This is a genomic window from Pseudomonas triticifolii (genome assembly GCF_014358015.1).
In the GTDB taxonomy this organism is placed as follows: domain Bacteria; phylum Pseudomonadota; class Gammaproteobacteria; order Pseudomonadales; family Pseudomonadaceae; genus Aquipseudomonas; species Aquipseudomonas triticifolii.
The window spans coordinates 121,548-145,549 of record NZ_JACONV010000007.1 but is presented as its reverse complement, the minus strand read 5'-3'; the positions used below and the strand labels follow the sequence as shown (position 1 = coordinate 145,549).

Below are 24,002 nucleotides of genomic sequence, written 5' to 3'. Positions count from 1 at the left end.
CAGAGCGCCGTTCATTCGCTCAAGGCACGGCGAGCAATGCTCGCAGCCCTGACCCGCCGGTCGTCAGTGCCACAGGTTTTTTGTTGCCTCACACAAAGCATGGTTTGCCCACCATGACGCAGCACCCTAGAATGCGCCGATGCGCGATGATCTCTCTCTGCTTCTCAATTCCCTCAACGATGCCCAGCGTCAGGCCGTAGCCGCCTCCCTGGGTCGTCAGTTGGTCCTGGCCGGAGCTGGCTCCGGCAAAACCCGTGTGCTGGTGCATCGCATCGCCTGGCTGATGCAGGTCGAGCAAGCCTCCCCGCACTCCGTGCTGTCGGTGACGTTCACCAACAAGGCCGCTGCCGAGATGCGTCATCGCATCGAGCAACTGATGGGCATCAGCCCGGCAGGCATGTGGGTCGGTACGTTCCACGGCCTGGCGCACCGCCTGTTGCGGGCGCACTGGCAGGAAGCCGGGCTGGTGCAGACCTTCCAGATCCTGGACAGCGACGACCAGCAGCGCGTGGTCAAGCGCGTGATCCGCGACCTGGGCCTGGACGAGCAACGCTGGCCGGCCCGTCAGGCACAGTGGTTCATCAATGGGCAGAAGGACGAAGGGCTGCGCCCGCAGCACATTCAGGCCAGCGGCGACCTGTTCCTGACCACCATGCGCAGCATCTATGAAGCCTACGAAGCGGCCTGCCAACGGGCGGGCGTGATCGACTTCTCGGAACTGCTGCTGCGCGCCCTGGACCTGTGGCGTGATAACCCGGGTCTGCTGGCGCACTACCAGCGGCGCTTCCGCCATGTGCTGGTGGACGAGTTCCAGGACACCAACGCCGTGCAGTACGCCTGGTTGCGTCTGCTGGCACAGGGCGGCGACAGTCTCATGGTGGTCGGCGACGACGACCAGTCCATCTACGGCTGGCGTGGCGCGAAGATCGAGAACATTCATCAGTACTCGTCCGACTTCCCGGACACCGAGGTCATCCGTCTTGAGCAGAACTACCGCTCCACGGCGAGCATCCTCAAAGCGGCCAACGGCTTGATCGTCAACAACAGCGGTCGCCTGGGCAAAGAGCTGTGGACGGATGTCGGCGACGGCGAACTGATCAGTCTGTACGCGGCCTTCAACGAACACGATGAAGCGCGTTACGTGGTCGAGACCATCGAGAGCGTGCTCAAGACCGGTACCTCGCGTAACGACATCGCCATTCTGTACCGCTCCAACGCCCAGTCACGGGTGCTGGAAGAAGCGCTGCTGCGCGAACGCATTCCGTATCGCATCTATGGCGGCCAGCGCTTCTTCGAACGCGCCGAGATCAAGAACGCCATGGCGTACCTGCGCCTGCTGGAAGGTCGCGGCAACGATGCGGCGCTTGAGCGGGTCATTAACGTCCCGGCACGCGGCATCGGTGAAAAGACTGTCGAAGCCATCCGCGAACACGCCCGTCACGCCGATGTATCGATGTGGGAGGCCATGCGCCTGCTGGTCGCCAACAAAGGCCTGACCGGCCGCGCGGCGACGGCGCTGGGCGGGTTCATCGAACTGATCGAGAACCTGTCAGCCAAGGTCATGGAGATGCCGCTGCACCTGATGACCCAGACGGTCATCGAACAATCCGGGCTGATCACCTACCACGAGCAGGAAAAAGGCGAAAAAGGCCAGGCACGGGTAGAAAACCTTGAGGAACTGGTCAGCGCTGCGCGTGCCTTCGAAAATACCGAAAGCGAAGAGGACCTGACCCCGTTGGCGGCCTTCCTCGGCCATGCGTCGCTGGAAGCGGGCGATACTCAGGCTCAGGAGCACGAAGAAAGCATTCAGCTGATGACGCTGCACAGCGCCAAGGGCCTGGAGTTTCCGCACGTGTTCCTGGTGGGCATGGAAGAAGGGCTGTTCCCGCACAAGATGAGCCTGGAAGAGCCCGGCCGTCTTGAAGAAGAGCGCCGTCTGGCGTACGTGGGCATCACCCGCGCGATGCAGCATCTGGTCATGACCTACGCCGAGACGCGTCGCCTGTACGGCAGCGAGACCTACAACAAGGTGTCGCGTTTCGTCCGTGAGATCCCGCCGGCGCTGATTCAGGAGGTGCGTCTGTCCAACAGCGTCAGCCGCCCGTTCGGCGGCACCCAGAAGGTCAACAACAGCAGCCTGTTCAGCGGCACCGGCATCCCGGAAACCGAGTTCACCCTGGGCCAGCGTGTGCAGCACGCGGTATTCGGCGAAGGCGTGATCCTCAATTTCGAGGGCGCAGGCGCTCAGGCCCGGGTGCAGGTCAACTTTGCCGAAGGCAGCAAGTGGTTGATGATGGGTTACGCGAAGCTGGTGGCGTTGTAACCGTTTCTGCGGGAGTGTCGGGTTGAATGCATCGCGGTTGAGAAGCGGCTTGCCGACGATGCATTTTTTGAAGCGACCTATCAGCGACTGAGCGGACGCCATCGCCGGCAAGCCGCCTCCCACAGTGAGTCGGTTGCTGCAAGACGTGTGCATAAAGCTGACCACGCAATGGAGACGATCAGGCGGTGGGTTGTGCGTTCATTCAGGCATTCTTGTGTATAACTGAACGTCTAGATGACCGATCCCACAAGCCGCAGCGAAAAGTCTTACGCTACTTGTGTAAAAGTCCGAAACATTAACGCGCTGGTCATGAAGCCATGTGCTGTGCAACATGACGCGCGTGCAATCACAAAACGGGAATACCCTTATGCAACGTTTTCTAAGCATCGCGATGGCGCTGTGCATCGGGCTCACCATGAGCCTGGATGTGAACGCCGCGCGTTTCGGTGGCGGCAAGAGCATGGGCTCGGCACCGACCCATCAGGCGCGCCAGACAGCGCCTGCTACACCGGCTGCTGCCCCTAACGCTGCTGGCCGCCCGACACCCGCCGCGAGCGGCGCGTCCCGCTGGCTGGGTCCATTGGCCGGTATCGCTGCCGGTGGCATGCTCGCCGCCATGTTCATGGGTGACGGTTTCCAGGGCCTGCAACTGTTCGACTTCCTGATCATGGGCCTGATCGCCTTCCTGATCTTCCGCTTCATTGCGCGCAAGCGTCAGCAGCAACAGCCGAAAATGGCCGGTGCCGGTGCGCCTTACCAGCGTGAAGTCAGCCAGCCTGCGCAAAACCCGATCTTCGGCAGCAGCTCCGCCGCTTCCGCAGCACCGGTCATCAATGCGCCTGCCTGGTTCAATGAAGAACGCTTCCTTGAGGCCGCTCGCAGCCACTTTCAGTCGCTCCAGCAGCACTGGGATGCCAATGAGATGGACAAGATCTCCGAGTTCGTGACCCCGCAAATGCTTCAGTTCCTGAAAAAGGAACGAGCTGACCTGGGTGATGGCTTCCAGTCGACGTACATCGACAACCTCAACGTCCAGCTGGACGGTGTGGATGATCGTGCCGACAAGACCATCGCGACCCTGACCTTCTCGGGCGTGTCCAAGACCTCGCGCTTTGACCAGGGTGAAGTGTTCAGCGAAAGCTGGAACATGGAACGTGCGCAGGGCGACAACCAGCCTTGGCTGGTAGCAGGAATTCGCCAGAACGGTTGAACCAGATACCGTTCCTGCGTTCAGAACCCCGGACATGTCCGGGGTTTTTGTTTATCCGTTCGGATAGTTATTTTGAGAAAGCCTTTACGCTACTGTATAACCCGCGCCATCAAGTAAGAGGATCCGTGTCGTGGAAGAAGTCATCGAACAACTGCGTGAAGCAAACGAGCCGGTTCCGGTTCCACTTGAACTGCCCGATGAGGACCAACTGGTCGAGATCGAGGAACAGCTGTTCATCAACATCCCGTTTGTCTTCAAGGAGTTTCTCCTGACTGTCAGCGACGTGGTGTACGGCAGCCTGGAGCCCGTCACGGTCACAGACCCGCAGTCGCACACCTTCCTGCCGGATGTGGCAGCGACTGCATGGGACATGGGCGTGCCGCGTGAGCTGATTCCGATCTGCCAGGACGGCGACGACTACTACTGCGTCGAAGAAGACGGCACCGTGCTGTTGTGGTCCGCCGAAGAAGAGTTGGTCACGGAAGAAAGCTGGGAATCGGTCTGGCATTGGGCACGGGACGTCTGGCTGGAAAGCTGAAACGCCCCGGGCTGTATCGCAAGCAGATCTGTCACCGGGCTCAATGCCCGGATGACTCCTGATTGTTATTCTCCAGTGTGTCCAGCAACGCGACCTGCATCCGTGTATGCACGCGGATGAACCACCGCCACAACAGCGCCGCCACCAACGCGCCAATCAGTGCGATGACCAGCAGCAACTCGTTGGCCGGAAGAATGCTCGCCGACAGCGCCGCCAGCATGACGAAGATGACTGCCAGCGAAAACAAGGGAATCACCTCCGCCACCACCCTGCGCACGCGTGCCGTATGACGGCCAGCCATTTCCGGTTTCACACCCATCTCCGCCAGCAACATCGACAGTGCCTTGAGCTTGCGATACGCCGCGATCAGGAATGGCAGCGAGAGCAGCAACGCTGCGCCACAAATCCATGCCTTCTGATGGCTGATATCACCGACCCACTCGCTCATGTAGCCACCGATGCGCTCGGCAAAATAGCCTCCGCTGAAGAAGATCGCCATGACCAGCGCCAGGTTCACGCCGACTTGCAGCAGGATGCGACGGATCATCTTCGCCAACACCGCACCCTGTCCCTGTGGCTGAATGCTGCGCAGCCATTCGCCGTACAGGTTGAAGACCCGGGCGACACGGCCGGGCACCAGTGTGGCCAGCTTGTTCGACAGCGGATCAGCGCCGCGAATCAGGTAGGGCGTCAACAACGTGGTGATGGCCGAAACGGCAACCGCCACCGGGTACAGGAAGTCGCTGGTGACCTGCAGCGTCACGCCCAGCGCCGCGATGATGAAAGAAAACTCGCCAATCTGTGACAGGCCCATCCCCACGCGCAATGAGGTGCGGCCATCGTTGCCCGCGATAAACGCGCCCAGCCCGCAGGACAGCATCTTGCCCAGCACCACCGCAACAGTAATGACTGCAATGGGCCAGGCGTAATCCAGCAAGATATGCGGGTCGATCATCAAGCCGATCGCCACGAAGAAGATCGCGCTGAACATGTCGCGGATCGGCTCGATCAAACGCTCGATCTTTATCAGCTCGCGGGATTCGGCCATGATCGCGCCAATCAGGAACGCGCCCAGGACCATGCTGTATTCCAGCTTGACCACCAGCAGGCAGAAACCGAAACACAGGCCCAGCACTGTTACCAGCAGCATTTCGTTGCTTTCGAATCTGGCCACGTAGGCCAGCACTCGCGGCACCAGCAGAATGCCGATCACCAGCGCCACGATCATGAACAGCGACAATTTGCCGACTGTCGAGAACACCTCGCCAGAGCTGACCGAACCGCTGACTGCAATCCCGGAGAGCAGCGCGATGATGCCGATCCCCAGAATGTCTTCAACGATCAGCACCCCGAAGATCAACTGAGCGAAGCGCTCGTTCTTCATCTTCAGGTCGTTGAGCGCCTTGACGATGATCGTGGTCGAGGAAATCGCCAGAATCGCCCCCAGAAACAGCGAGTCCATGGTTTTCCAACCAAAGAACTGGCCGATTTCATAGCCGATCCAGATCATCAGGGCGATTTCGAGGAAGGCGGCAATGAACGCCGTGGCACCCACCTTGAACAGTTTGCGCAGGCTGAATTCCAGGCCCAGGCAGAACATCAGGAAGATGACCCCCAACTCGGCCAGGGTCTTGATCGTGTCTTCGTCGTGGATCAGGCTCACGGGCGGCGTATGCGGGCCGATGATGAACCCGGCGACAATGTAGCCCAGCACCACCGGTTGCCGCAGTCGATGGAAAAGGATGGTCACCACGCCCGCCACCAGCATGATCACTGCCAGGTCCTGAATGAAGTTGATGGCATGCATGGGGGGCTCGCTCCTTGTAAGTGATGACTCCTCAGACCGCTAGCGACGTCCCTAGCACGTCACCTACCGATAATTCCGTCATCAAAATCTGATGAAACTGTAGGAAAAAACCCGATCCACGGGTTTTTGAAGGTTAACACTGCACTCTTCGACAAAAAGCCGATGCAATATATGGAAACAGATGGAGGGATGCGTGACGGACGCCGGACGGCCAGCGTCCCGATAAGGGTGCAGACTGCCTGGCTGCAACACTTCGAGCGCCAACACAGGCGCCACTTGAACACCCTGACCGTGTGAGTACGCTATGGAACCCGGAAACGCCCAGCTGTCGATGACTGTTTTGATGACCCCGGACATGGCCAACTTCTCTGGCAATGTGCACGGCGGCACGTTACTCAAATACCTGGATGAAGTGGCCTACGCCTGCGCGAGCCGCTACGCCGGACGCTATGTGGTGACGCTGTCCGTGGACCAGGTGATTTTCCGTGAGCCGGTGCATGTCGGCGAACTGGTAACGTTCCTGGCGTCGGTGAACTACACCGGCAACACCTCGATGGAGGTGGGCATCAAGGTGGTCACGGAAAACATCCGCGAGCGCTCGGTGCGCCACTCCAACAGCTGCTTCTTCACCATGGTGGCCGTGGACGACAACCGCAAACCCGCCAGCGTCCCGCCGCTGGAGCCCGAGAGCCCTGACGCCAAGCGTCGCTACATCCAGGCGCAGCAACGCCGTCAGATCCGCCAGGAACTGGAAAAGCGCTATCAGGAAATCAAGGAAGAAGCCTTGTAAGATCCGGCCCAGGCAAGGATGCCTGAGCCATCAGTCTGCTCATGCTGCTTACAGACGTACCGCTTCGAAACGCACCCGCGGATGAGCGATACGGTCCTGGGCGCGCACCAGCTCAAGCTCGTAGCTGCCGCACGCCTGGGTTTCCAGCAGCACTTCGTGCACGGCAGACGCGGTGAACTCAAATGCCGCGACCAGATCATCGCCCAGTAGCACGCGCGACAGAAACAGGCCCGAGGTCAGATCGCCCACACCCACCGGCTGACGCGGGAACGCCAGCAGTGGGCGGCGCAAGTGCCAACTGGCGTCGGCCGTCACCAGCAGCATTTCAAAACCGTCGGCGGCCTTGCCGGGGTAATCCAGGTGTTTGACCACCACCGCTTTCGGGCCTCGCGCCAGCAACGCTTTTGCCATGCCCAGGCAGTCGAGCAGTGATTGCGGCTTGCGCCCCGAAAAGCTGTCCAGCTCCAGCTGATTGGGACACAAAAAGTCGGCCATGGCAGCGGCCTCTTCCAGCAAGAAGTCGCTGACTTCTGCCGGGACGATGCAGCCCTTCTCGGGATGGCCCATCACCGGGTCGCACAGGTACAGCGCCTTGGGGTTAGCGGCCTTGATACGCGCCACACCGGTCAGAATCGCCCGTCCTTGCGCGGCACTGCCCAGGTAGCCCGACAAGACGGCATCGCAGTTGCCCAGCTCGCCAATCGCGGCAATGCCGTCGATCAGAGCCGGAATCTGCTGCGGAGCCAGCACTTCGCCCGTCCATTGCTTGTATTGCGTGTGGTTGGAGAACTGGACCGTATTGAGCGGCCAGACATTGACCCCGATACGTTGCATCGGAAACACCGCCGCACTGTTGCCAGCGTGGCCGAAGACCACGTGGGACTGGATAGCGAGCAAGTGGGGTGTACGTTTCATGGGAGTATCCTGAACACGATGCAAATGCAGTCATGAGAAATATAAGTCGCACAGTATGGCTGTAAATCACTCAAGACAGTTAAGCTGGTGGCTCCTTCGCTGGAGCACTCTGTCATGCTGACCTTGGGAAACATTTTCGTGCTGATGCTGTTCGCGAGCGCTGCGGCCTGGTGGTGGCACGCCCATGGTCTGCGCGAGAAAGCGCTGGAGCGGGTCAAGCAGCACTGCGCACGGCTCGAACTCGAATTGCTGGACGGCAATGTGGCCCTGCGCCGCCTCACCTTCGCTCGCGATGCTCAGGGTCACAAGCGTCTGGCAAGGGTGTACGGTTTCGAATTCACCGTCACCGGCGAACAACGCCATCCCGGCACCATCACCATGTTCGGTGCCCACACCGCCCAGATCGAACTGGCGCCCTACCCGTTCGAAATAAAAACGCCGCCGCCCAGCGCTGAAATCATCCAGATGAGCGAATGGCGTCAGTCGCATCAAAAGTGGAAGCAGTAGGCTCTGTTTTTGTGGGAGGGGACTTGCCGGCTCCCACAGTTCCTTGGCTGCTGTAAGACAGCGCCACGTCAGAAACACTTCCCGCAATCATGTGTCTGCCAAGAGGCACTCGGCCATCTGCTTCTGCAACACGTCGACATCCTGAGGGGTCGAGAAGATCAGTTCCAGCCGCGAGTCCTGTCGCCACTCGCTGAGATGCCAGGCCAGCCGTCCGCTTTCTGCGACGTTGCCTGAATACCAGCCACCTTCGCTGTGGATAACCATCTTGGCCCGTCGCCAGGACAGGCTTTCCAGCCAATGCAGTATGCGTATCAGGTCAAACTGTTGCGAGCGATGCCAACGCCATCCGATGCTCCAGCCTTCCGCGCTTTGCTGACTCAGACAGATGGGCACCTCGGGATCGGCCCAGACCGCTGGCAACGTCGCGATACTGCGGGGCAATTCCAGGTTATCCACAGCGCGTTTATCCACAGGCGCGTCCTGCCGATAGCCGGGTAAGCGGTCGAGTGGCAGCTCGCTGTAACGCGTCCAGAACAGCTCATGCCCCGCCAGTTGCTCAGTCAACGACTGCCTTGCGCTCTCATCCAGAAGCTCGGACTTATTCATGATCACAAGGCCTGCCTGCGCCAGCGCCTGCTGTTGAGTCGCTGACAACCGTTCGCCTTCGTGCATGGCAGCGGCATCCAGCACCATGACGCTGGGCTGAACGGCCAGGACGTCGCGCCACGGCGCTTCACGCAGCTGCGCCATCAACTGCGCGGGATGCCCCAGCCCTGATGGCTCGATCAGCAGCCGGTCAGGCCTGGCCTTGCGCAACAACCGACCCAGACCGATCTGAAACGGCACGCCATTGACACAGCACAGGCAGCCGCCAGCCACTTCGCCAAGTGCGATACCATCGTTGGCGGTGGTCAGCAGTGCAGCGTCCAGGCCGATCTGTCCGAACTCGTTGATCAACACAGCCCAGCGTTCATGCTCAGGTTTCTGGGCCAGCAATCGTTTGATCAGGCTGGTCTTGCCGGCGCCCAGCGGGCCTCCGATAACATGAGTCGCAATGTTCTGCAGCATGGAAAGTCACTTCTGCGAGTACGTTCGCCATTGAAGAGCAAGGAAAGGTCACGATGCAAGTAAGGCGGCTGTCTGCCGTATCGACGTTACTGCTGGCGATGTCTTCGGGACACGTGTGGGCCCAGGCGTGCCTGGTACACAGTCAGGCCGAAAGGCTGGATGTCAAAGTCTGCCAGGAAAATATCAACATCCCGGCAAACCTGTTTCACGACAGCTTTTGTCAGCCTCAACTGGCAGGCCAGAAGACCGACGTGACCTATTCAACCCAGTGCCCGGCGGGCGCATTCGGCGTGTGCCGCAATGCGCAGGTCGCCAATATGCCTTATCGCGAGAACATCCATTATTACGGCGTAGCCACTGATGCCCTGTACCTTAAACCGTTCTGCGAAGGCCAGAGCAAGGGCCAGTGGTTAACGCCGTAATGGCGCGTCAGGCCAGCCAGTCCAGGGTCAGGATCAACCTTCGTTCATCACGGCCCAACGCTGGCGAGCGATGCACGAGGCCACTGCCTTCGTTCCCGCGCCAGCGCTCACCCTTGAGCAACGCCACGTGTGCCGTATCGATCTGCTGAATCAGGCTGGCGTCCATCGGCTCTGCCTCTGCGCGACCCAGCTGTTTGCGGTCGATGACGCCTTCCTCAAGCCACTGACTGCCGCATCCTGCGTAGGTGGTGATCAACCGCACCGGCACATGATCGACATGAAAGCGCGGGCACATGGCCTTGTCGAGCACCCGCAAACGCAGGCCGACGCTCTCTGCGCCCAACAGGCAGGCATAGGCGCTGACCAGCCAGGACACGTCGGCAATAAAGCCTTGATACCCCTGCAGGTCTGCGTAGCCGGACGCCAGCGTGCGCAAATCAGGCTCGACATCACCCCCCTTCACGTCCAGGGTCAGCGATTCGGAGAGTGGCTGGCCCATCGACAGGAGCAACGCGCCAAAGTCCTCGATATGCGCGGGTAGCTGACGCCGCCACACCGCCAGGTTGACGCCATCCTCCAGCACATCGCCCAGTACATCAGGGGTATCACCGTGTGTTTGACGCGTCAGCGGCGGATACTTCAGTAAATGGGCAGGCATCATGCGGCCACCTCCTCGTGCCAAGGACCAAACGGATCATTCAGCGCACGCCAGTGCTCGACACCCACCGCCATTTCGTCGTCGGTGAGCAGGCACTCGTCCAGTTCAGTGCGCAATTGATCGAAGTCGATGTCCTGGCCGATAAACACCAGTTCCTGACGGCAATCCCCGGTTTCCGTCGACCAGTTGTTCAGAATCGAGGTCACGCTTTCCTGGTCTTCAGGCCAGCTCTCACGTGTCACGAAGCGCCACCAGCGGCCTGCAAAACCATGGCGCATCAGCCCGCCTGCCTGAGACCAGCTGCCTGCCTCCTTGTATTTGCTGGCCAGCCAGAAAAAACCTTTGGAGCGCAGCAATTTGCCATTGGTCCACGGACGATTGATAAAGTTGAAAAACCGCTCGGGGTGAAACGGACGACGTGCGCGATAAGCCGTTGAGGCAATGCCGTACGCTTCAGTTTCAGGAATATGCTCGCCGCGCATTTCCTTCAACCAGCCCGGGGCCTGTGAGGCGCGGTCAAAGTCGAAGCGTTTGGTATTGAGAATGCGCGCCAGCGGCACCTCCCCCATGACCATCGGGATGATGTCGGCGTCGGCGTTCAGGCTTCTCAGGATGGCCATCAGCTCTTCGCGTTCGTGGGAACTGATCAGGTCAATCTTGCTGATCAGGATGACGTCGGCGAACTCGATCTGCTCGATCAGCAGGTCGGTAATCGAGCGATCATCGTCCTCGCCCAGGGTTTCGCCACGCGTGTCCAGGCCATCGGCAGCTTCGTAGTCGAGCAGGAAGTTCAGCCCGTCGACCACCGTCACCATGGTGTCCAGACGCGCGAGGTCGGTCAGGCTCTTGCCTGCTTCATCGCGAAACGTGAAGGTTTCTGCGACCGGCAACGGCTCGGAAATGCCCGTGGACTCGATCAGCAGATAATCGAAGCGTCCGTCTTGAGCGAGGCGGCTGACCTCTTCGAGCAGGTCTTCGCGCAAGGTGCAGCAAATACAGCCATTGCTCATCTCGATGAGCTTTTCTTCGGCGCGGTTCAAGCTGACGTCGCGCTGAACCTCACTGCCGTCGATGTTGATTTCGCTCATGTCGTTGACGATCACAGCCACGCGCAGACTTTCACGATTGCGCAGCACGTAATTGAGTAAGGTGCTCTTGCCCGCGCCGAGAAATCCGGACAGCACAGTGACGGGTAAACGGTTCGACATCAGGATTCTCCAGCCGGAACGCAAGGCTTTGACCTTGTTCATATAGGCTGCGACGAATCCCTCTGCAGCCTGCTCTAATCACGCTGAGATGTTATAGTATAACAACACAGAATAGCTACACTGCTTGATGAAGGGTTCGTCATGAGAGATGTCTCGCCATGTTTTATCGTCGCACTGATGCTGGCCTGCACGCCCGCAATGTCAGCTGGCGCGAGGCCTGCCGCCGATCTGGCGTTGTGCACGCGCAGCGCAACGGTGCTGGCGTGCAGCGACGCGCTGGGTAATCACTACAGTGTCACCACGGCGGGGCAAACGACCTGGTTGAGAGGCTATGAAGTGCTGGATAAACGCCGCTGGGTGCAGACCAACAGCCGCTACGATCAGCTGACATTCTTCACCGGGCTGGCGTCGGATGGCGAAGCCTGGATAGGTACCATCCAGCGCGTGGGCTGGACGACGATTACACGGGTTTCAAGCTCGAATGGCACCCGCAGCAAGATCACCTGCAGCCGCCTGAACGGCTGCAGATAAAGGGTCAGACCTGCTGTTCCTGCTTCCGGGCCTGCACCCAGGCCATGTGCGAGTCCGCGGGCGGGTTGCGCTGGAAATAACGCTGCAGCCCGTCGAACAGACCGTCAGCGACAGCCTGTTGATGACGCGCCGTCACCAGGCGCTGACTGTCACGGCTGTTGGAGATGAACCCGGTCTCGACCAGAATCGATGGCACATCCGGCGATTTGAGCACCGCGAACCCGGCCTGTTCCACGCGCTTCTGGTGCAGCGTGGTGATGCCTTCCAGACTGCCCAGCACGGTGTGACCCAGTTGCAGGCTGGCGGCAATGGTTGCGTTCATCGACATGTCGAGAATCACCCCGGCCAGCATCGGATCCTTGTCTTTCAGATTGAGCAGTGAGCTTGCACCCAGCAAGTCCGCGCCATTCTCGCGCTGCGCCATGAAGCGCGCGGTGGCAGACGTCGCGCCGCCTTCGGACAACGCAAACACCGACGCACCAGATGCCGTCAGCCGTGGCGCGGCATCGGCATGCACGGAGATGAACATGTCGGCGTTGGATTTGTGAGCGAACTCGACGCGCTTGCGCAGCGGCACAAAGAAGTCGTCGTTGCGCACAAGTCGCACGTCGAAACCCTTCTCGCGCTTGAGACGTTTGGCCAGCAACTGGGCGATGGACAGCACCACGTCTTTCTCTCGCTCGCCACGGGAACCCACCGCGCCCGGATCCTTGCCACCATGACCCGCATCGACCACGACCATGATATCGCGACCACCCGTACGTGCCTTGGCGGGTTCCTTGACCGGTACTGGCGGTGGCAACTGGGCCATCTGCACGGGCGCATGAACCGTCGAACTCATGTCGAGCACCAACCGATGGCCCTGGTCGCCCTGAGGGCCGAGCAGGAAACTGTTCAACTGTACCGGCGCCGTCAGGTCCAGCACGATGCGTGTGTCGTCGCCCGTGCCGTAATGGCCGGAACGAATGGATTTGATAACGGTTCGGTCCAGTGCCAACTGGCTGAAATCGCCAGTCAATCGCGAACCACTGACGTCGATGATCAACCGGTCGGGCGAGGTAAGCGAGAAGGTTTTGTATTGCACCGGACCACTCAGGTCGAGGACCAGACGAAGTGCGTCATTGGTGCGCCACAGACGCGCGTTTCGGATCTGCGTGGCATAGGCACCCAGCGGCAAGGTCAGGGCCGCGCCGGCCAAGAGCATGTTGAGCAGCATTTGACGTCGGTGCATGGGATGTCTCAAGCGCAAAAACGAGCATCCCGGCTCAGGAAGGTTTCATCCTTAACATTAGTAACAATATAACATGCCGTTACAATCGAAAGATGAAGTCCTTCATGAAGATTAAGTCATGGAACACTCGCTCTGACTGACAATAAATCGTCCGTTTTTTAGAGAGTGTTCCACGTGGAACGTAACTCAATGAATTGACTCAGGTACGCGGCGCAACCGTGCCGCACTGTGCGCCCAACCACAGGGCACGGGTGTCCATGCTGCCGTTCTGCTGCTGACCCGTGGCGTTGAACGTGCCCACCACCTTGGTGGTGAACTCACGATCGCTGAGGAATTGGGCCTGCCCTGTGCCCTGCGCTTTGGGGCAACTGAACTGGAAGTTCCAGGTCTTACCATTGCGTGCGGTGATTTTCTGCGTGCAGCCAGACTTGGGATCGGTCAGCGGAATATTGTCTGACTTTACCTGCGCGGGAGTCAGGCAAACACGAACGCCCTGCCCGCCCAGCGTGACGCCCTGCTTCTGCATCATCTGCTCCATCATGGCCCGCTGCTCGGGTGGCAGATTTTTCAACTGCCCCAGCATCAGTTGCAGATCGGGCAGTTGCTGGCCATCCACCTTCATGTTGCTGGAGGTCAGTTCCCACAGGCCGGGTTGCAGCATCTGCGCTTGGGCCAATGGTGTGGCCAGACAAAAGATCCAGGCCAACATACGTTTATTCATTTGAGTATTCCTGAGCGGCAGTGACAGATTCAGATACAAGCTGGAAACCAGCCGGAAGATGAGGCTTAGACGATAGAAGCGCTGCCCAGTTGCACCGGGAATAAAATAGCGACATTACCCGTTGGCTGTGGTCTGTTAGGCAGCAAAGCCGAGGAGCATTGTTCCACATGGATTATCACGACCCGTATTTTTTCGGTTACGTTCTGGGTTTTATACATTTGCTGGGAACCGGTGCCGCGATTCACGCACTGTTGACCGTACGCACCTCGCAAGGCGCAATTGCCTGGGCGATGCCGCTGCTGTTCATCCCTTATTTCACCCTGATCCCTTACCTGGTCTTCGGGCGTAGCTCGTTCGATGCGTATATCAAGGCGCGTCGTGAAGCCAACCGGGAAATGCGTGTTGCCATCGGCAGCCTGAACTGGCGGCCATGGATCGAAGAAGCCGTTGCTGCACGTCGCTCGGACGCGTATGCGTCATTGCGCGCCATGCCCAAGCTGGGGCATATGCCGGCTCTGGCCAATAACAAGGTCCGGCTGTTGATCAATGGGGATGCCACGTTCGGGGCCATCTTTGAAGCGATACGCGAAGCCCGACAGACGATTCTGATTCAGTTCTTCATCATTCACGACGATGCGCTCGGCAGGCAGCTGCAAACCCTGCTGCTGGAGAAGGCGGCGCAAGGCGTGGCGATCTTTGTCCTCTACGACCGCATCGGCAGCCACGCCCTGCCCGCCGCGTACAGTGAAAAGCTGCGCGCTGGCGGCGTACAGATCAAAGCGTTCGCCACCCATGCCGGCTGGCTCAACCGTTTTCAGATCAACTTTCGCAACCACCGCAAGATCGTGGTGGTGGACGGTCTGAAAGGCTACATGGGCGGGCACAACGTCGGCGACGAATACATGGGGCTCAAGCCTCCTCTGGCGCCGTGGCGGGACACCCACGTCGAAGTCATCGGCCCGGTGGTCGCCTGCCTGCAGGAGTCGTTTGCCGAGGACTGGTTCTGGGCCACCCGCGAACTGCCGCCGTTGAGCCTGCCCGAAACCTTTCCCGAGGACGGAGTACTCTGTCAGCTGCTTGCCAGCGGCCCGGCCGATGCGCAGGAAACCTGCTCGCTGTTCTTCGTCGAAGCCATTCATGCCGCCGAAGAGCGCGTCTGGATCACCAGCCCCTACTTCATCCCCGACGAGGCCGTCTCAGCCGCCTTGCGTCTGGCCGTGCTGCGTGGCGTGGACGTGCGCCTGTTGCTTCCCTCCCGCCCCGACCATTACGTGGTCTATGCCGCGTCCAGCCTGTACGCCTTCGAAGCGGTACGCGCAGGCGTCAGAGTGTTTCGCTACACGCCTGGCTTCCTGCATCAGAAGGTGGTGCTGGTGGACAACGAAATCACCGCCATCGGCAGTGCCAATCTCGACAACCGCTCGTTCCGCCTCAACTTCGAACTGATGCTGCTGACCGTGGATCCAGACTTCTCCAGCCAGGTCGAAGCCATGCTCAACGCTGACTTCGCACTGGCGCGGGAGATTTCCATTCAGGAGAGCCGGGAGACGCGCAGGCTGCACCAGTTGGGCATGCGCGTGGCTCGGTTGATTTCACCGATTTTGTAGTGTGCAGCGGACGGTCAGCGCAGACAGCTCACAGGCGATAGAGGCTACGCGTCAGCGCCAGCCCTTTCGCGAGCAAGCTCGCTCCCACGAAAACCGTTTCTATGCCGTCATTTGCATTACCGATACACATCCTCCCGCGTCAGCGGCAATCCCGTCCCGCCATCCGCAAACGGCTTTACCGCCAGTATCTGGTGCAGGTTGATCCAGCCTCGCGCAAACCCGTAGGCGCAGCCGGCCAGGTACAGACGCCAGATGCGCAACGTGTGTTCCGGGACCATGGCCGCGGCTTCGCCGAGGCGGGATTCGAGTCGGGCGCTCCAGTGCTCCAGGGTCATGGCGTAGTGCGCACGCAGGCTTTCGACATCGACCACTTCAAGCCCGGCCTCGCTGATATGCGCGCTGATCATCGCCAGATGCGGCAGTTCGCCGTTGGGGAACACGTAGCGAGCAATGAATTCACCCGCCCCGCGTCCCACAGGACGCCCGTCGGTGTGTCTGGCAGTGATGCCATGGTTCATCACCAGACCGCCCTCCTTCACCGCGCCAAACAGGCGCTGGGCATACAGCGGCAGGTTGGCGTGGCCGACATGCTCGAACATGCCGACGCTGACCACCTTGTCGAAGCGGCCGTCTTGCGGCAGATCACGATAATCCAGTAGCTCAAGCTGGACCTGATTCTCCAGCCCGTCAGCCTTCACACGCTCACGTGCCAGCGCCAGTTGCTCGCCGCTTAGCGTGATACCAAAGACCCTGGCGCCATACTCGCGCGCAGCAAAACGCGCCAGACCGCCCCAGCCGCACCCCACGTCCAGCAGATACTCGCCGGGCGTGAGGCGCAGCTTGCGGCACAGGTGATGGAATTTGTCCTGCTGCGCCTGCTCCAGCGACTCGCTACCGGTCTTGAAGTAGGCGCAGGAGTAAACCATCTCGTGGTCGAGCCAGAGCTGGTAGAAGTCGTTGGAAAGATCGTAGTGGTAGGAGATTGAGGCGGCGTCGGTGGCCTTGTCGTGCAGCGTGCGTACCGGCGTGTCGGACTCTTTGTCCTCCAACAGTGCGTGAGTCAGCTCATCACACACCCTGACCACTTCACGGATAGAGCCTTCGAGTTCAAGTCGCCCTTCCACGAATGCGCTGCCCAGCAAGTCCAGACTGGGGTGGATGAAATCTGACACCAGTTGCGGGTCTTTGACCACGATGGTGACGCTGGGCTCAGGCCCCAGGTCCATTTGATGCCCGTCCCAGAGCTTGAGACGCAACGGCAGATGAAGGTTCTGCAAGGCCGACGGAAGTTGCGTGAGCATACGAAATCACCCCCTTATCCAGAAACCCGAAAAGAGCATCCAGGACAAGCCCTACAAAAGGGCCGATAGGCTAATGGCGATGGCGAAAACTGCGTTGAATCAACTTCCGGGGAACGGCCTTGTGCCCACTGACTCGCGCCGAACAACAGCCTGAATCTGGAACGCACTCTGATAACAGCTCTTAATTTGTAACAGAGTTCTTCAAAGCTCAAGCCATTTCTTGTACGTAAAGCCCGGCAATGACCTGAGCGGTCCGAACATGACGACCGCTGTCCATGCCTGCGAACCGCTCATAATTTGCTCAGCGGCTCCTGAAAACGTAGCAGACGCCCGGCATTCCCCAAGACCAGTAAGGTACTGAGGTTGTGCAAAATAGCTGCAATCATGGCACCCGCAGCGCCCAGCAGACCAAAGGCTGCCAGCGCGACGATGGCCAGCGTCCAGCCCAGGCCGATGATCACGTTGACGTGCAGGGTCTGACGGCACTGACGACTCAGGCGCACGCAAGTGCCCAAGCGGCGCAGATCACTGCCGATCAGTACGATATCGGCTGAGGCCAGCGCGATGTCTGCACCACCCGCCCCCATCGCCACACCGACCACGCCCGCCTTGAGCGCCAGCGAGTCGTTAACGCCATCACCCACCACCATGGGCCTGAAGCCACTGGCAATCTCGCCCATCACCCGGTTGAGCTTGTCTTCGGGCAGCGCCTGCGCGTGCACGTCAGTAATGCCGACCTCGCGGGCCAGTTGATGCGCCACACCCTCGCGGTCGCCGGTCAGCAGCAGCTGCCTGCCCATCCCCAACTCGCGCAACGCCTGCAATGCAGATTGCGCTTCCGGTTTGAGGGTGTCGGCCAGCAACAGCCAGGCGAGAAACTCGCCATTGAGCGACAGGCCGGCCAGCGGTCCGTCGTGATCGGGGACGCTCGGTGTGACGATGCCCAGTTGCTCGAACAACTCGGGACGACCCAGCGCCGCATCACCGTGCTCGGTCGACGCCACCACACCCAGCCCCTGACGCTCGCGAATGTCGGTCAACCACATCAGCTCAGACTTATCCACAAGCCCGGCCAGCGCACGACTGACCGGGTGACTGCTGGCAGACCCAAGGCTGGCCGCCAGTTCCAGCAATTGCGGATGTTGCGCACCCCGCGCCTGTATCGACTGCAATCGCAAGCGGCCGAACGTCAGGGTCCCGGTTTTATCCACAACCAGCGACGTCAAGTCCGCCAGCTCCTCAAGAAACGCCGAGCTGCGAATCAGAATACCGTGGCGCGCCGCCACAGCGATGCCGGCGATGGCGGTGGCCGGAGCCGAGAGCACCAACGCACAAGGACACGCCGCCACCAGCACCGCCAGCATTGCCTGGGCGTCGTTTGTAATGAACCAGGTCAGCGCGGCAATCAGCAACACCAGCACCATGTAGCTGCCTGCATACCGCTCCAGCAGGCGCGTGATCGGCGGTTTGGAACGCTCGGCGCTCTGCATCAGGGCGATGACCTTGCCCAGCGTGGATTCCTCGCCGATGCGTGTCACTTCAATGCGCAGCAGACCATCAAGGTTGATCGCGCCGCCAAAGACCTCCACGCCCACCGTCGCCTCCAGCGGCACCGACTCACCGGTGATCGACGACGTGTCGAGACTGGCCTGGCCAGAGAGGACGCGACCGTCCGCCGGAACCCGATCCCCGGCCCGCACTTCGACCTGATCGCCCGCTTTCAGCGTGGTGTTGTCGACCTCGCGCACGCTGCCATCGGCCGCAAGCAAACGGGCATGGCTGCGGGTCAAGCGGCCCAGCGCCTCAATGGCTTCCTGCGAGCCGATCACGCTGCGCTCTTCCAGCACATGGCCGAAGATCATGATGATGGGCAGCAGGGCGGCAGTCATCAGGTCGCCTGTGGCCCATGCCCCCAGCATGGCCAACGCAATCAGTTGATCGGTGATGCCATGCAGACTCGGATGCCGCAGGCTGTGCCAACCGGCACTGACCACCGGGATAGCAACCAACAGCGAGGCCGCGCCCAGCAGCAGCTGACTGACACCGGTCTGCTGGGGCGCTATAAACCGCCAGATCAGGCCAAGCCCCAGCAAGCCCAGCGCCAGCATCGCCAGCGTCAACTGGCGGGCCGCGCTGCGCTGTTCGGCCCCACTCAACATGCTGCCAGCCACCTGCGGTTTTGCTGGCTCGTGGGTGTGAACGGCTTCGCCACTCATTGTTGTGCTCCCTGAATGATCAGGCGGGAATCGTCTTTGGGATCGACCGTTGTGACGGAACCGGCCTGACGCAGAATGCCGGGAATCCGCTCGCGATAGAGGCGTTGCAACAGGCCGGGGTCGCTGCGGTTCTGCACCGACTGCGTCAGGCTGACCACCGTGGCGGTATCCGTCTGCGCCCTGGCCAGCCTTTCAGATGCCTGGGCGTGCGCCACCTGCAGGGTTCGGTCGGCTTGCTGATTGGCGGTCTGAGTCAGCTTTTCGGCATCGGTGCGGGCATTGGCCACCGCTTGATCCGCCTGCTGGCTGGCGGTCAGCACAGCGTTGAACGCATTGACTGCCGACGCAGGCAGGCTCGACTGCACGTCAACGCGAGCGACTTCGATGCCGATGCTCATGCCCTCGTCTTTCAGAGCGGCCAGACGCTGATTGATGCCGCGCACCAGATCGCCGCGCAGACGTTCGCGTCGCTCTGCGGCCTGGCTGTCGGCGCGCATCAGTTCTGGCCGTGCGACCAGAATGGTGTCCAGATCCCGCGCGGCTGCCAGTGCCACCGCGCTGCGGTTGACCAGTCGATCCAGCGCAGGCTGCACATGCTCGCCCTGCAACACGAAGGCATACGGGTCCGTGACCTTGTAGAACACCGTCACGTCCAGCTGGACCACACCGGCATCACCCGTCAGCAGAAAGCCCGAGCCTGCCAGCGCGTCGCTGATCGGTGCCGACAACGTCGCAATTTCGTCCGCCTTCTGGGCCGCTGACGAGCGCAGCAGGGTTTCGACACGTCGCTCGATCACTCGATCAGCCGAGGGCAACAGCACCACTTGTTCGAAAGGTTGCGGCCAGGCCGTCAGCAAGCCTGCGTTCTGGATGCGTTCAAGCGCACCGAAACGCATGACCACGGCACGATTCTGCGGATCAATCTGGCGCACGTTGGAGGTGATCCAGCCCAGCGCCGCCAGCAGCGTGACGCCGTACAACCCCAGAAACGCCAGGCGACTGGCCTGCAGCCAGGGCCCGTTACTGGCTGGACGCTGTGACGCGGTGTCGGCAGCAGGCTCGCTCATGGCTGCGATCCGCTCTTGCCGTCCAGTGTCGGCGGGCCATCGACCAGCACGCGGAACGGTGCGGCATCGGTGCGCAGAATCAGACGGGTGCTCGGCGTGACCACCGTGCCCAGGGTATCCAGCGAACGCAGCAGGTTATAGAGCTGTGGCGAACCGGCGTAGGCACGGCCGTAAATCTGCGCCGCCTCGACGCGTGATTGCGCCTCGATGTCAGCCGCCTTGACCGTTGCATCGGCTTCGACGATGCGCGCATCGCGCTCGGCGGCCGAGCGAATCTGCGCCGCTTCACGCTTGCCTACGGCGGTGCGTTCGGTGGCGATGGTTTCGCGCTCGGCGCGCATCCGGTCAACGGTGGCGTTGAGCGTGACTGACGGCAAGGTCAGGCGCTCGACGCCGACCTGCAGCACGCGCACGCCGTAGGTAGCGAGCAACTGCTGATCGATCTGCTGACGTAACTGGTTCTCGAACGCCGTGATGTTCACTTTGTTTGCGTCGGTGTTGATCAGGCTGGACAGGTCGAAGCTGCTGGCCGTGGTTTCCAGCGCAGAGCCGACAAAGGTGCGAATCTGCCGCGCCGCTTCGTCGGGCTGGTTCTGCACCGCACGCATGAAACGCTGCACGTTGTCCGCGTCGCCCTGAACCTGCCATGCCACGTACGCCTGAACGATGATCCGCAAGCCATCACGCGTGCCCACGTCCTGCAGACCGCTGGAGGTCGTGCGCAGGCGCAGGTCCACCGGAATGGTCGCCTCGAACGGCGCAGGCCAGCGCCAGTTAAGGCCCGGCTCCAGCAGTACGCGGGACGGGTTGCCGAAACGGGTGACGACTGTCGCCTCGCCCGAGCGTACCTGCACCAGGCTCGCAGCCGCGATGGCAAACGCGATCAATACTGCGGCAAGACTGGCCCGCCTCCATGGAAACGCAGCCGGACCCGCCGCTTCATGATGATGGTGGTGGTGGCCGTGACCGCTGTGATCGTGGTCGCTGTGATCGTGATGATGATGGAACAGACTCAAGGGACGACTCCTTACTGAGCGGCTTTACGCGGCGCCGTTGGGTCTGCCGGTGGTGTGAAGGAACGCAGGTCGAGGGTCGGCGCGTTGTCGCCACCCAGACGGTGATCGAGTATCAGCAGCTTGGCATTGCCCAGCCCTTCATTCAGGCGCGTCAGGTAATGCTCCAGCAGAAATGCCTGCCCGGCGCTGCTGTACGCCTGGCGCTCGGCGCCGAATTGCAGATCAGCACCTTGCGCCGTGGCCAGCACTTCGCGGGCAGTGGCGCTGGCCTGATCATGGGCGACGCTGGCGTTGAGTTGCGCCTGGTTGGCCTTGTCACTCGCTGCACCGCGCTCGCGGGAAATCAGTGCCTGCGCCCCAATCTGCGCCGCCTGTACCGCGTGATAGGCATTGGCGGCACCGGCCGGCGGGTGAATCGCCTCGACCACGGTGGCGAGAATTTCCACGCCGCTGTCCAGCCGCTGCAAGTCGGCCTGCACGGCCTCGCCGATGTCTTGCGCCAGGCCGCCGCGTTGCTCGCCGAGCAGCTCGTCCAGCGTACGCGAGGCAAAGTCATGCACCAGCACGCGGCTGGCGGTGCTACGGATCAACGCAGGAACATCGGCGCTGTTGTAGGTGGCCGCCAGTGCTGCGGCGTCCGTCAGGCCGATGCGGTAAACGAAACGCACGTCCATGTTGACGATCTGAAAGCTTTGTTTCGCGCCCGCGTTGCTGGCAATGACCTGGGATTTCTCATTGATGTGGCTGGCGTCCCACAACCGGTTGGCGCTGGCCGGTGGCGGCCCTTCGGCAGGATCGGCGATCTGCTCCACATCACTGGCGGGAGACACACTGGTCGCCAGCTCATGAACCACGCCATTTTCAACGGCCAGCACGCGACCGAACGGCCACGGCAAACCGGCATGCAGGCCTGGACCGAACACCTCCACCGGCTTGCCGAAGCGTTCATAGATACCTCGCCCCTGCAGCGGGATTTCATGCACGCCGGTCAGCGCCCAACCCAAGGCTGTCACGACCGCCAGCACCGGCACAAAGGCCCGACGCATGTAGGTGAATGCCCAGACCTGGCGCAGATCGATGCCGAAACGGTTATGCAGTTCATGCTGCAAGGCCAGCAGCGGGCGCGGTGGCCAGCGCAGCAGATCGGCCACGAAACTGCTGGCCAGCAAGCGAGGCTCAAGACGCTCGTTTCGGGGGCTGAACAGCGACAGCACAGCGCGGAGCAGAAACTCGATAGCGACCGCCATCGGCAACAGGCCAATGAACACCGCCAGACGTGCTGGCCAGACCCGGTCGGCGCTGGAGAAAAACAGGCACAGCGCGCCCACCAGCAGCACGACAATCGTCATGCGTGCCAGTCTGCAAAGCGGCTCGGCTTCAGGCCATTGGGTGTCGCTGTGCAACTGACGTTCGAACACCAGCAAACCGAACGCCAGCAACAGCATCACGCTGCCTGTCAGGCTGGCCAGCGACGAGATGTCGTTGCCAGGCAACGTCAGGTCCCAGACGGATCGGATGCTGATCAGAACCAGCAACGCCCAACCGGCGAGCCACAGTGTCGAGGCCCCCACCTGACGCACCAGCGACTCGCCCGAATGGCTCAGACGCGTCAGCAGACGTTCGTACCAGCCAGCGTCCTCGACAACGAGGGGATCGCTGTCAGTTTCGGTCGCTGCGGACGAACCCAGCGCCATGTTCCGCCAGACCGACACGCTTTTGGCCGACTGCGCGGCAGCGGCCAGCAACAGCAAGGCCGCGCCGCTGTTCACCAGCACGGCCATCCACAATGAACCGGGGGAAAAAAGATCGACGAAGAACGCCAGCAGCCCTGCGGCAATGCCAAGCCCTGCGGTCACGTACATGACCTGCGCGAGACGTCGAACCTGACGCGCCGCCATTTGAAAACGCGGCAGACCTGCAAGGTCTGCGTGTTCGACATCCAGATCAACCCGCATCGCTACCCCGGAACCTGCCCACAATTGCCATCGGCCTGCTGGAGGCCCGTTTCGGCTGTCTGAATGAGGGGCATCATAGCGTTATGATGTAACAACCGGAGTGAAATTTTCTTCAGGTTCAACCCGTGTTCAGTTAGCCCTCACGCCCACGAATTTCTCACGGTGAGACACATCGCACAAACAGCAGTGCGTGATACAGGTCACATTATGTTTCACTAGCGGCCTGGCCTGCGCCGCCGCCTGAATGGCAGCAGGGCTTTGTAGTTATCCACAGACACGGATGCTCTTCGTTGATTTCTATCTACCAGCTCAAACCCCGCTTTCAAAACCTTCTGCGCCCTGCCGTGCAGCGCCTGTACGACCGAGGCGTGACGGCCAATCAGGTCACGCTTGCAGCCTGCGCGGTGTCCTTGCTGGTCGGCGCCATCGCAGCGCTGTCGATCCCGCATTACGCCGTGTTCGCGCTCATCCCCCTGTGGATGATCCTGCGCATGGCGCTCAACGCCATTGATGGCATGCTCGCGCGCGAGTTCGGCCAGAAGTCCCGACTCGGGGCTTACCTCAACGAATTGACCGATGTCATTGCCGACAGTGCGCTGTTCCTGCCGTTTGCCCTGATACCCGACGTCAGCCCAGGGCTGGTGCTGGCCGTCACGCTGCTGGCGATCTTCACGGAATACGCAGGTGTGCTCGGCCCGATGGTTGGCGCATCACGACGCTACGACGGCCCCATGGGCAAAAGCGACCGCGCCCTGGTCTTCGGCGTGCTGGGCGCAGGTGTTGCGGTCGGCTGGTTGACCGCCCTGTGGATAAATGGCGTGCTCGCCATCGTCTGCGCGCTGCTGGTCTACACCCTGTACAACCGCGTTCGGCGCGGTCTGGATGAATCCACCTCCCCTCAAGAATAAGCA

The 24,002-nt window shown here is 61.0% G+C and carries 21 protein-coding genes; 9 read left to right on the top strand and 12 right to left on the bottom strand.

Going from position 1 to position 24,002, the window contains the following annotated elements:
• The first annotated feature begins 139 nt into the window (after positions 1-139).
• The 3 genes from uvrD (at position 140) to H8S56_RS12825 (ending at position 4,071) form a co-directional block, all read left to right on the top strand.
• Positions 140-2,323, top strand: coding sequence for a DNA helicase II (gene uvrD, locus H8S56_RS12835; RefSeq protein WP_024685339.1), 2,184 nt, complete (start codon positions 140-142; stop codon positions 2,321-2,323).
• Between the two features lie 367 nt (positions 2,324-2,690).
• Positions 2,691-3,533, top strand: coding sequence for a Tim44 domain-containing protein (locus tag H8S56_RS12830; RefSeq protein ID WP_187518842.1), 843 nt, complete (start codon positions 2,691-2,693; stop codon positions 3,531-3,533).
• A gap of 130 nt (positions 3,534-3,663) precedes the next feature.
• Positions 3,664-4,071, top strand: coding sequence for an SMI1/KNR4 family protein (locus H8S56_RS12825; RefSeq protein ID WP_024684993.1), 408 nt, complete (start codon positions 3,664-3,666; stop codon positions 4,069-4,071).
• A gap of 40 nt (positions 4,072-4,111) precedes the next feature.
• Here H8S56_RS12825 and H8S56_RS12820 read toward each other — a convergent pair whose 3' ends face one another.
• Entirely contained in the window at positions 4,112-5,878 is a 1,767-nt protein-coding gene (locus H8S56_RS12820) for a cation:proton antiporter (protein ID WP_187518841.1), read from the bottom strand.
• A gap of 304 nt (positions 5,879-6,182) precedes the next feature.
• Here H8S56_RS12820 and H8S56_RS12815 point away from each other — a divergent pair, with 304 nt between their 5' ends.
• On the top strand, positions 6,183-6,668 hold the full coding sequence (locus H8S56_RS12815) for an acyl-CoA thioesterase (RefSeq protein WP_024684995.1): 486 nt from the start codon (positions 6,183-6,185) through the stop codon (positions 6,666-6,668).
• 48 nt (positions 6,669-6,716) lie between these two features.
• Here H8S56_RS12815 and pdxY read toward each other — a convergent pair whose 3' ends face one another.
• The gene (gene pdxY, locus H8S56_RS12810) at positions 6,717-7,583 is read right to left on the bottom strand and encodes a pyridoxal kinase PdxY (protein WP_024684996.1); all 867 of its coding nucleotides are present in this window, start codon (positions 7,581-7,583) and stop codon (positions 6,717-6,719) included.
• Positions 7,584-7,697: 114 nt separating this feature from the next.
• Between pdxY and H8S56_RS12805 the strand changes: the two genes are divergently transcribed.
• On the top strand, positions 7,698-8,090 hold the full coding sequence (locus H8S56_RS12805) for a DUF3301 domain-containing protein (RefSeq protein ID WP_004881684.1): 393 nt from the start codon (positions 7,698-7,700) through the stop codon (positions 8,088-8,090).
• An 87-nt stretch (positions 8,091-8,177) separates the two neighbouring features.
• Here H8S56_RS12805 and H8S56_RS12800 read toward each other — a convergent pair whose 3' ends face one another.
• A complete protein-coding gene (locus H8S56_RS12800) occupies positions 8,178-9,158 on the bottom strand; it encodes a CobW family GTP-binding protein (protein WP_187518840.1) in 981 nt (326 codons plus the stop codon).
• Between the two features lie 53 nt (positions 9,159-9,211).
• Between H8S56_RS12800 and H8S56_RS12795 the strand changes: the two genes are divergently transcribed.
• The gene (locus H8S56_RS12795) at positions 9,212-9,580 is read left to right on the top strand and encodes an NADH:ubiquinone oxidoreductase (RefSeq protein ID WP_187518839.1); all 369 of its coding nucleotides are present in this window, start codon (positions 9,212-9,214) and stop codon (positions 9,578-9,580) included.
• 7 nt (positions 9,581-9,587) lie between these two features.
• Here H8S56_RS12795 and H8S56_RS12790 read toward each other — a convergent pair whose 3' ends face one another.
• Together H8S56_RS12790 and zigA are read right to left on the bottom strand one after the other, a co-directional pair.
• Positions 9,588-10,238, bottom strand: a complete 651-nt coding sequence (locus H8S56_RS12790) for a DUF1826 domain-containing protein (protein WP_024684999.1) — start codon at positions 10,236-10,238, stop codon at positions 9,588-9,590.
• Complete coding sequence (gene zigA / locus H8S56_RS12785) at positions 10,238-11,446, bottom strand: zinc metallochaperone GTPase ZigA (protein ID WP_187518838.1); 1,209 nt, start codon at positions 11,444-11,446, stop codon at positions 10,238-10,240. Before zigA ends, H8S56_RS12790 begins: the two co-directional genes overlap by 1 nt.
• Positions 11,447-11,587: 141 nt before the next feature.
• Between zigA and H8S56_RS12780 the strand changes: the two genes are divergently transcribed.
• A complete protein-coding gene (locus H8S56_RS12780) occupies positions 11,588-11,977 on the top strand; it encodes a glutamine synthetase (RefSeq protein ID WP_187518837.1) in 390 nt (129 codons plus the stop codon).
• 4 nt (positions 11,978-11,981) lie between these two features.
• Here the strand turns inward: H8S56_RS12780 and H8S56_RS12775 are convergent, their stop codons facing one another.
• Both H8S56_RS12775 and H8S56_RS12770 read right to left on the bottom strand, forming a co-directional pair.
• Positions 11,982-13,208: an N-acetylmuramoyl-L-alanine amidase gene (locus H8S56_RS12775; RefSeq protein ID WP_187518836.1), complete on the bottom strand. Its 1,227-nt coding sequence runs from the start codon at positions 13,206-13,208 to the stop codon at positions 11,982-11,984.
• 199 nt (positions 13,209-13,407) lie between these two features.
• Positions 13,408-13,929, bottom strand: coding sequence for a DUF3617 domain-containing protein (locus tag H8S56_RS12770; protein WP_024685003.1), 522 nt, complete (start codon positions 13,927-13,929; stop codon positions 13,408-13,410).
• 167 nt (positions 13,930-14,096) lie between these two features.
• On the opposite strand from H8S56_RS12770, the gene cls reads away from it, so the two are divergent.
• Positions 14,097-15,536: a cardiolipin synthase gene (gene cls / locus H8S56_RS12765; RefSeq protein WP_024685004.1), complete on the top strand. Its 1,440-nt coding sequence runs from the start codon at positions 14,097-14,099 to the stop codon at positions 15,534-15,536.
• Positions 15,537-15,652: 116 nt separating this feature from the next.
• Here cls and cfaB read toward each other — a convergent pair whose 3' ends face one another.
• From cfaB to hflK (H8S56_RS12740), 5 genes are all read right to left on the bottom strand, one after another.
• A complete protein-coding gene (gene cfaB, locus H8S56_RS12760) occupies positions 15,653-16,837 on the bottom strand; it encodes a C17 cyclopropane fatty acid synthase CfaB (RefSeq protein ID WP_187518835.1) in 1,185 nt (394 codons plus the stop codon).
• A 290-nt stretch (positions 16,838-17,127) separates the two neighbouring features.
• Positions 17,128-19,053, bottom strand: coding sequence for a heavy metal translocating P-type ATPase (locus tag H8S56_RS12755; protein WP_187518834.1), 1,926 nt, complete (start codon positions 19,051-19,053; stop codon positions 17,128-17,130).
• Positions 19,050-20,120 (bottom strand): protease modulator HflK, encoded by a 1,071-nt coding sequence (gene hflK / locus H8S56_RS12750; RefSeq protein WP_187518833.1) that lies wholly within the window; start codon positions 20,118-20,120, stop codon positions 19,050-19,052. Before hflK (H8S56_RS12750) ends, H8S56_RS12755 begins: the two co-directional genes overlap by 4 nt.
• Complete coding sequence (gene hflC, locus H8S56_RS12745) at positions 20,117-21,136, bottom strand: protease modulator HflC (RefSeq protein WP_024685302.1); 1,020 nt, start codon at positions 21,134-21,136, stop codon at positions 20,117-20,119. Before hflC ends, hflK (H8S56_RS12750) begins: the two co-directional genes overlap by 4 nt.
• A gap of 11 nt (positions 21,137-21,147) precedes the next feature.
• Positions 21,148-23,091, bottom strand: a complete 1,944-nt coding sequence (gene hflK / locus H8S56_RS12740) for a protease modulator HflK (protein ID WP_187518832.1) — start codon at positions 23,089-23,091, stop codon at positions 21,148-21,150.
• Between the two features lie 290 nt (positions 23,092-23,381).
• Between hflK (H8S56_RS12740) and H8S56_RS12735 the strand changes: the two genes are divergently transcribed.
• Positions 23,382-23,999 carry a CDP-alcohol phosphatidyltransferase family protein gene (locus H8S56_RS12735; RefSeq protein ID WP_187518831.1) on the top strand — a complete coding sequence of 206 codons (618 nt, stop codon included), beginning with the start codon at positions 23,382-23,384 and terminating at the stop codon, positions 23,997-23,999.
• The last annotated feature ends 3 nt before the right edge of the window (positions 24,000-24,002 follow it).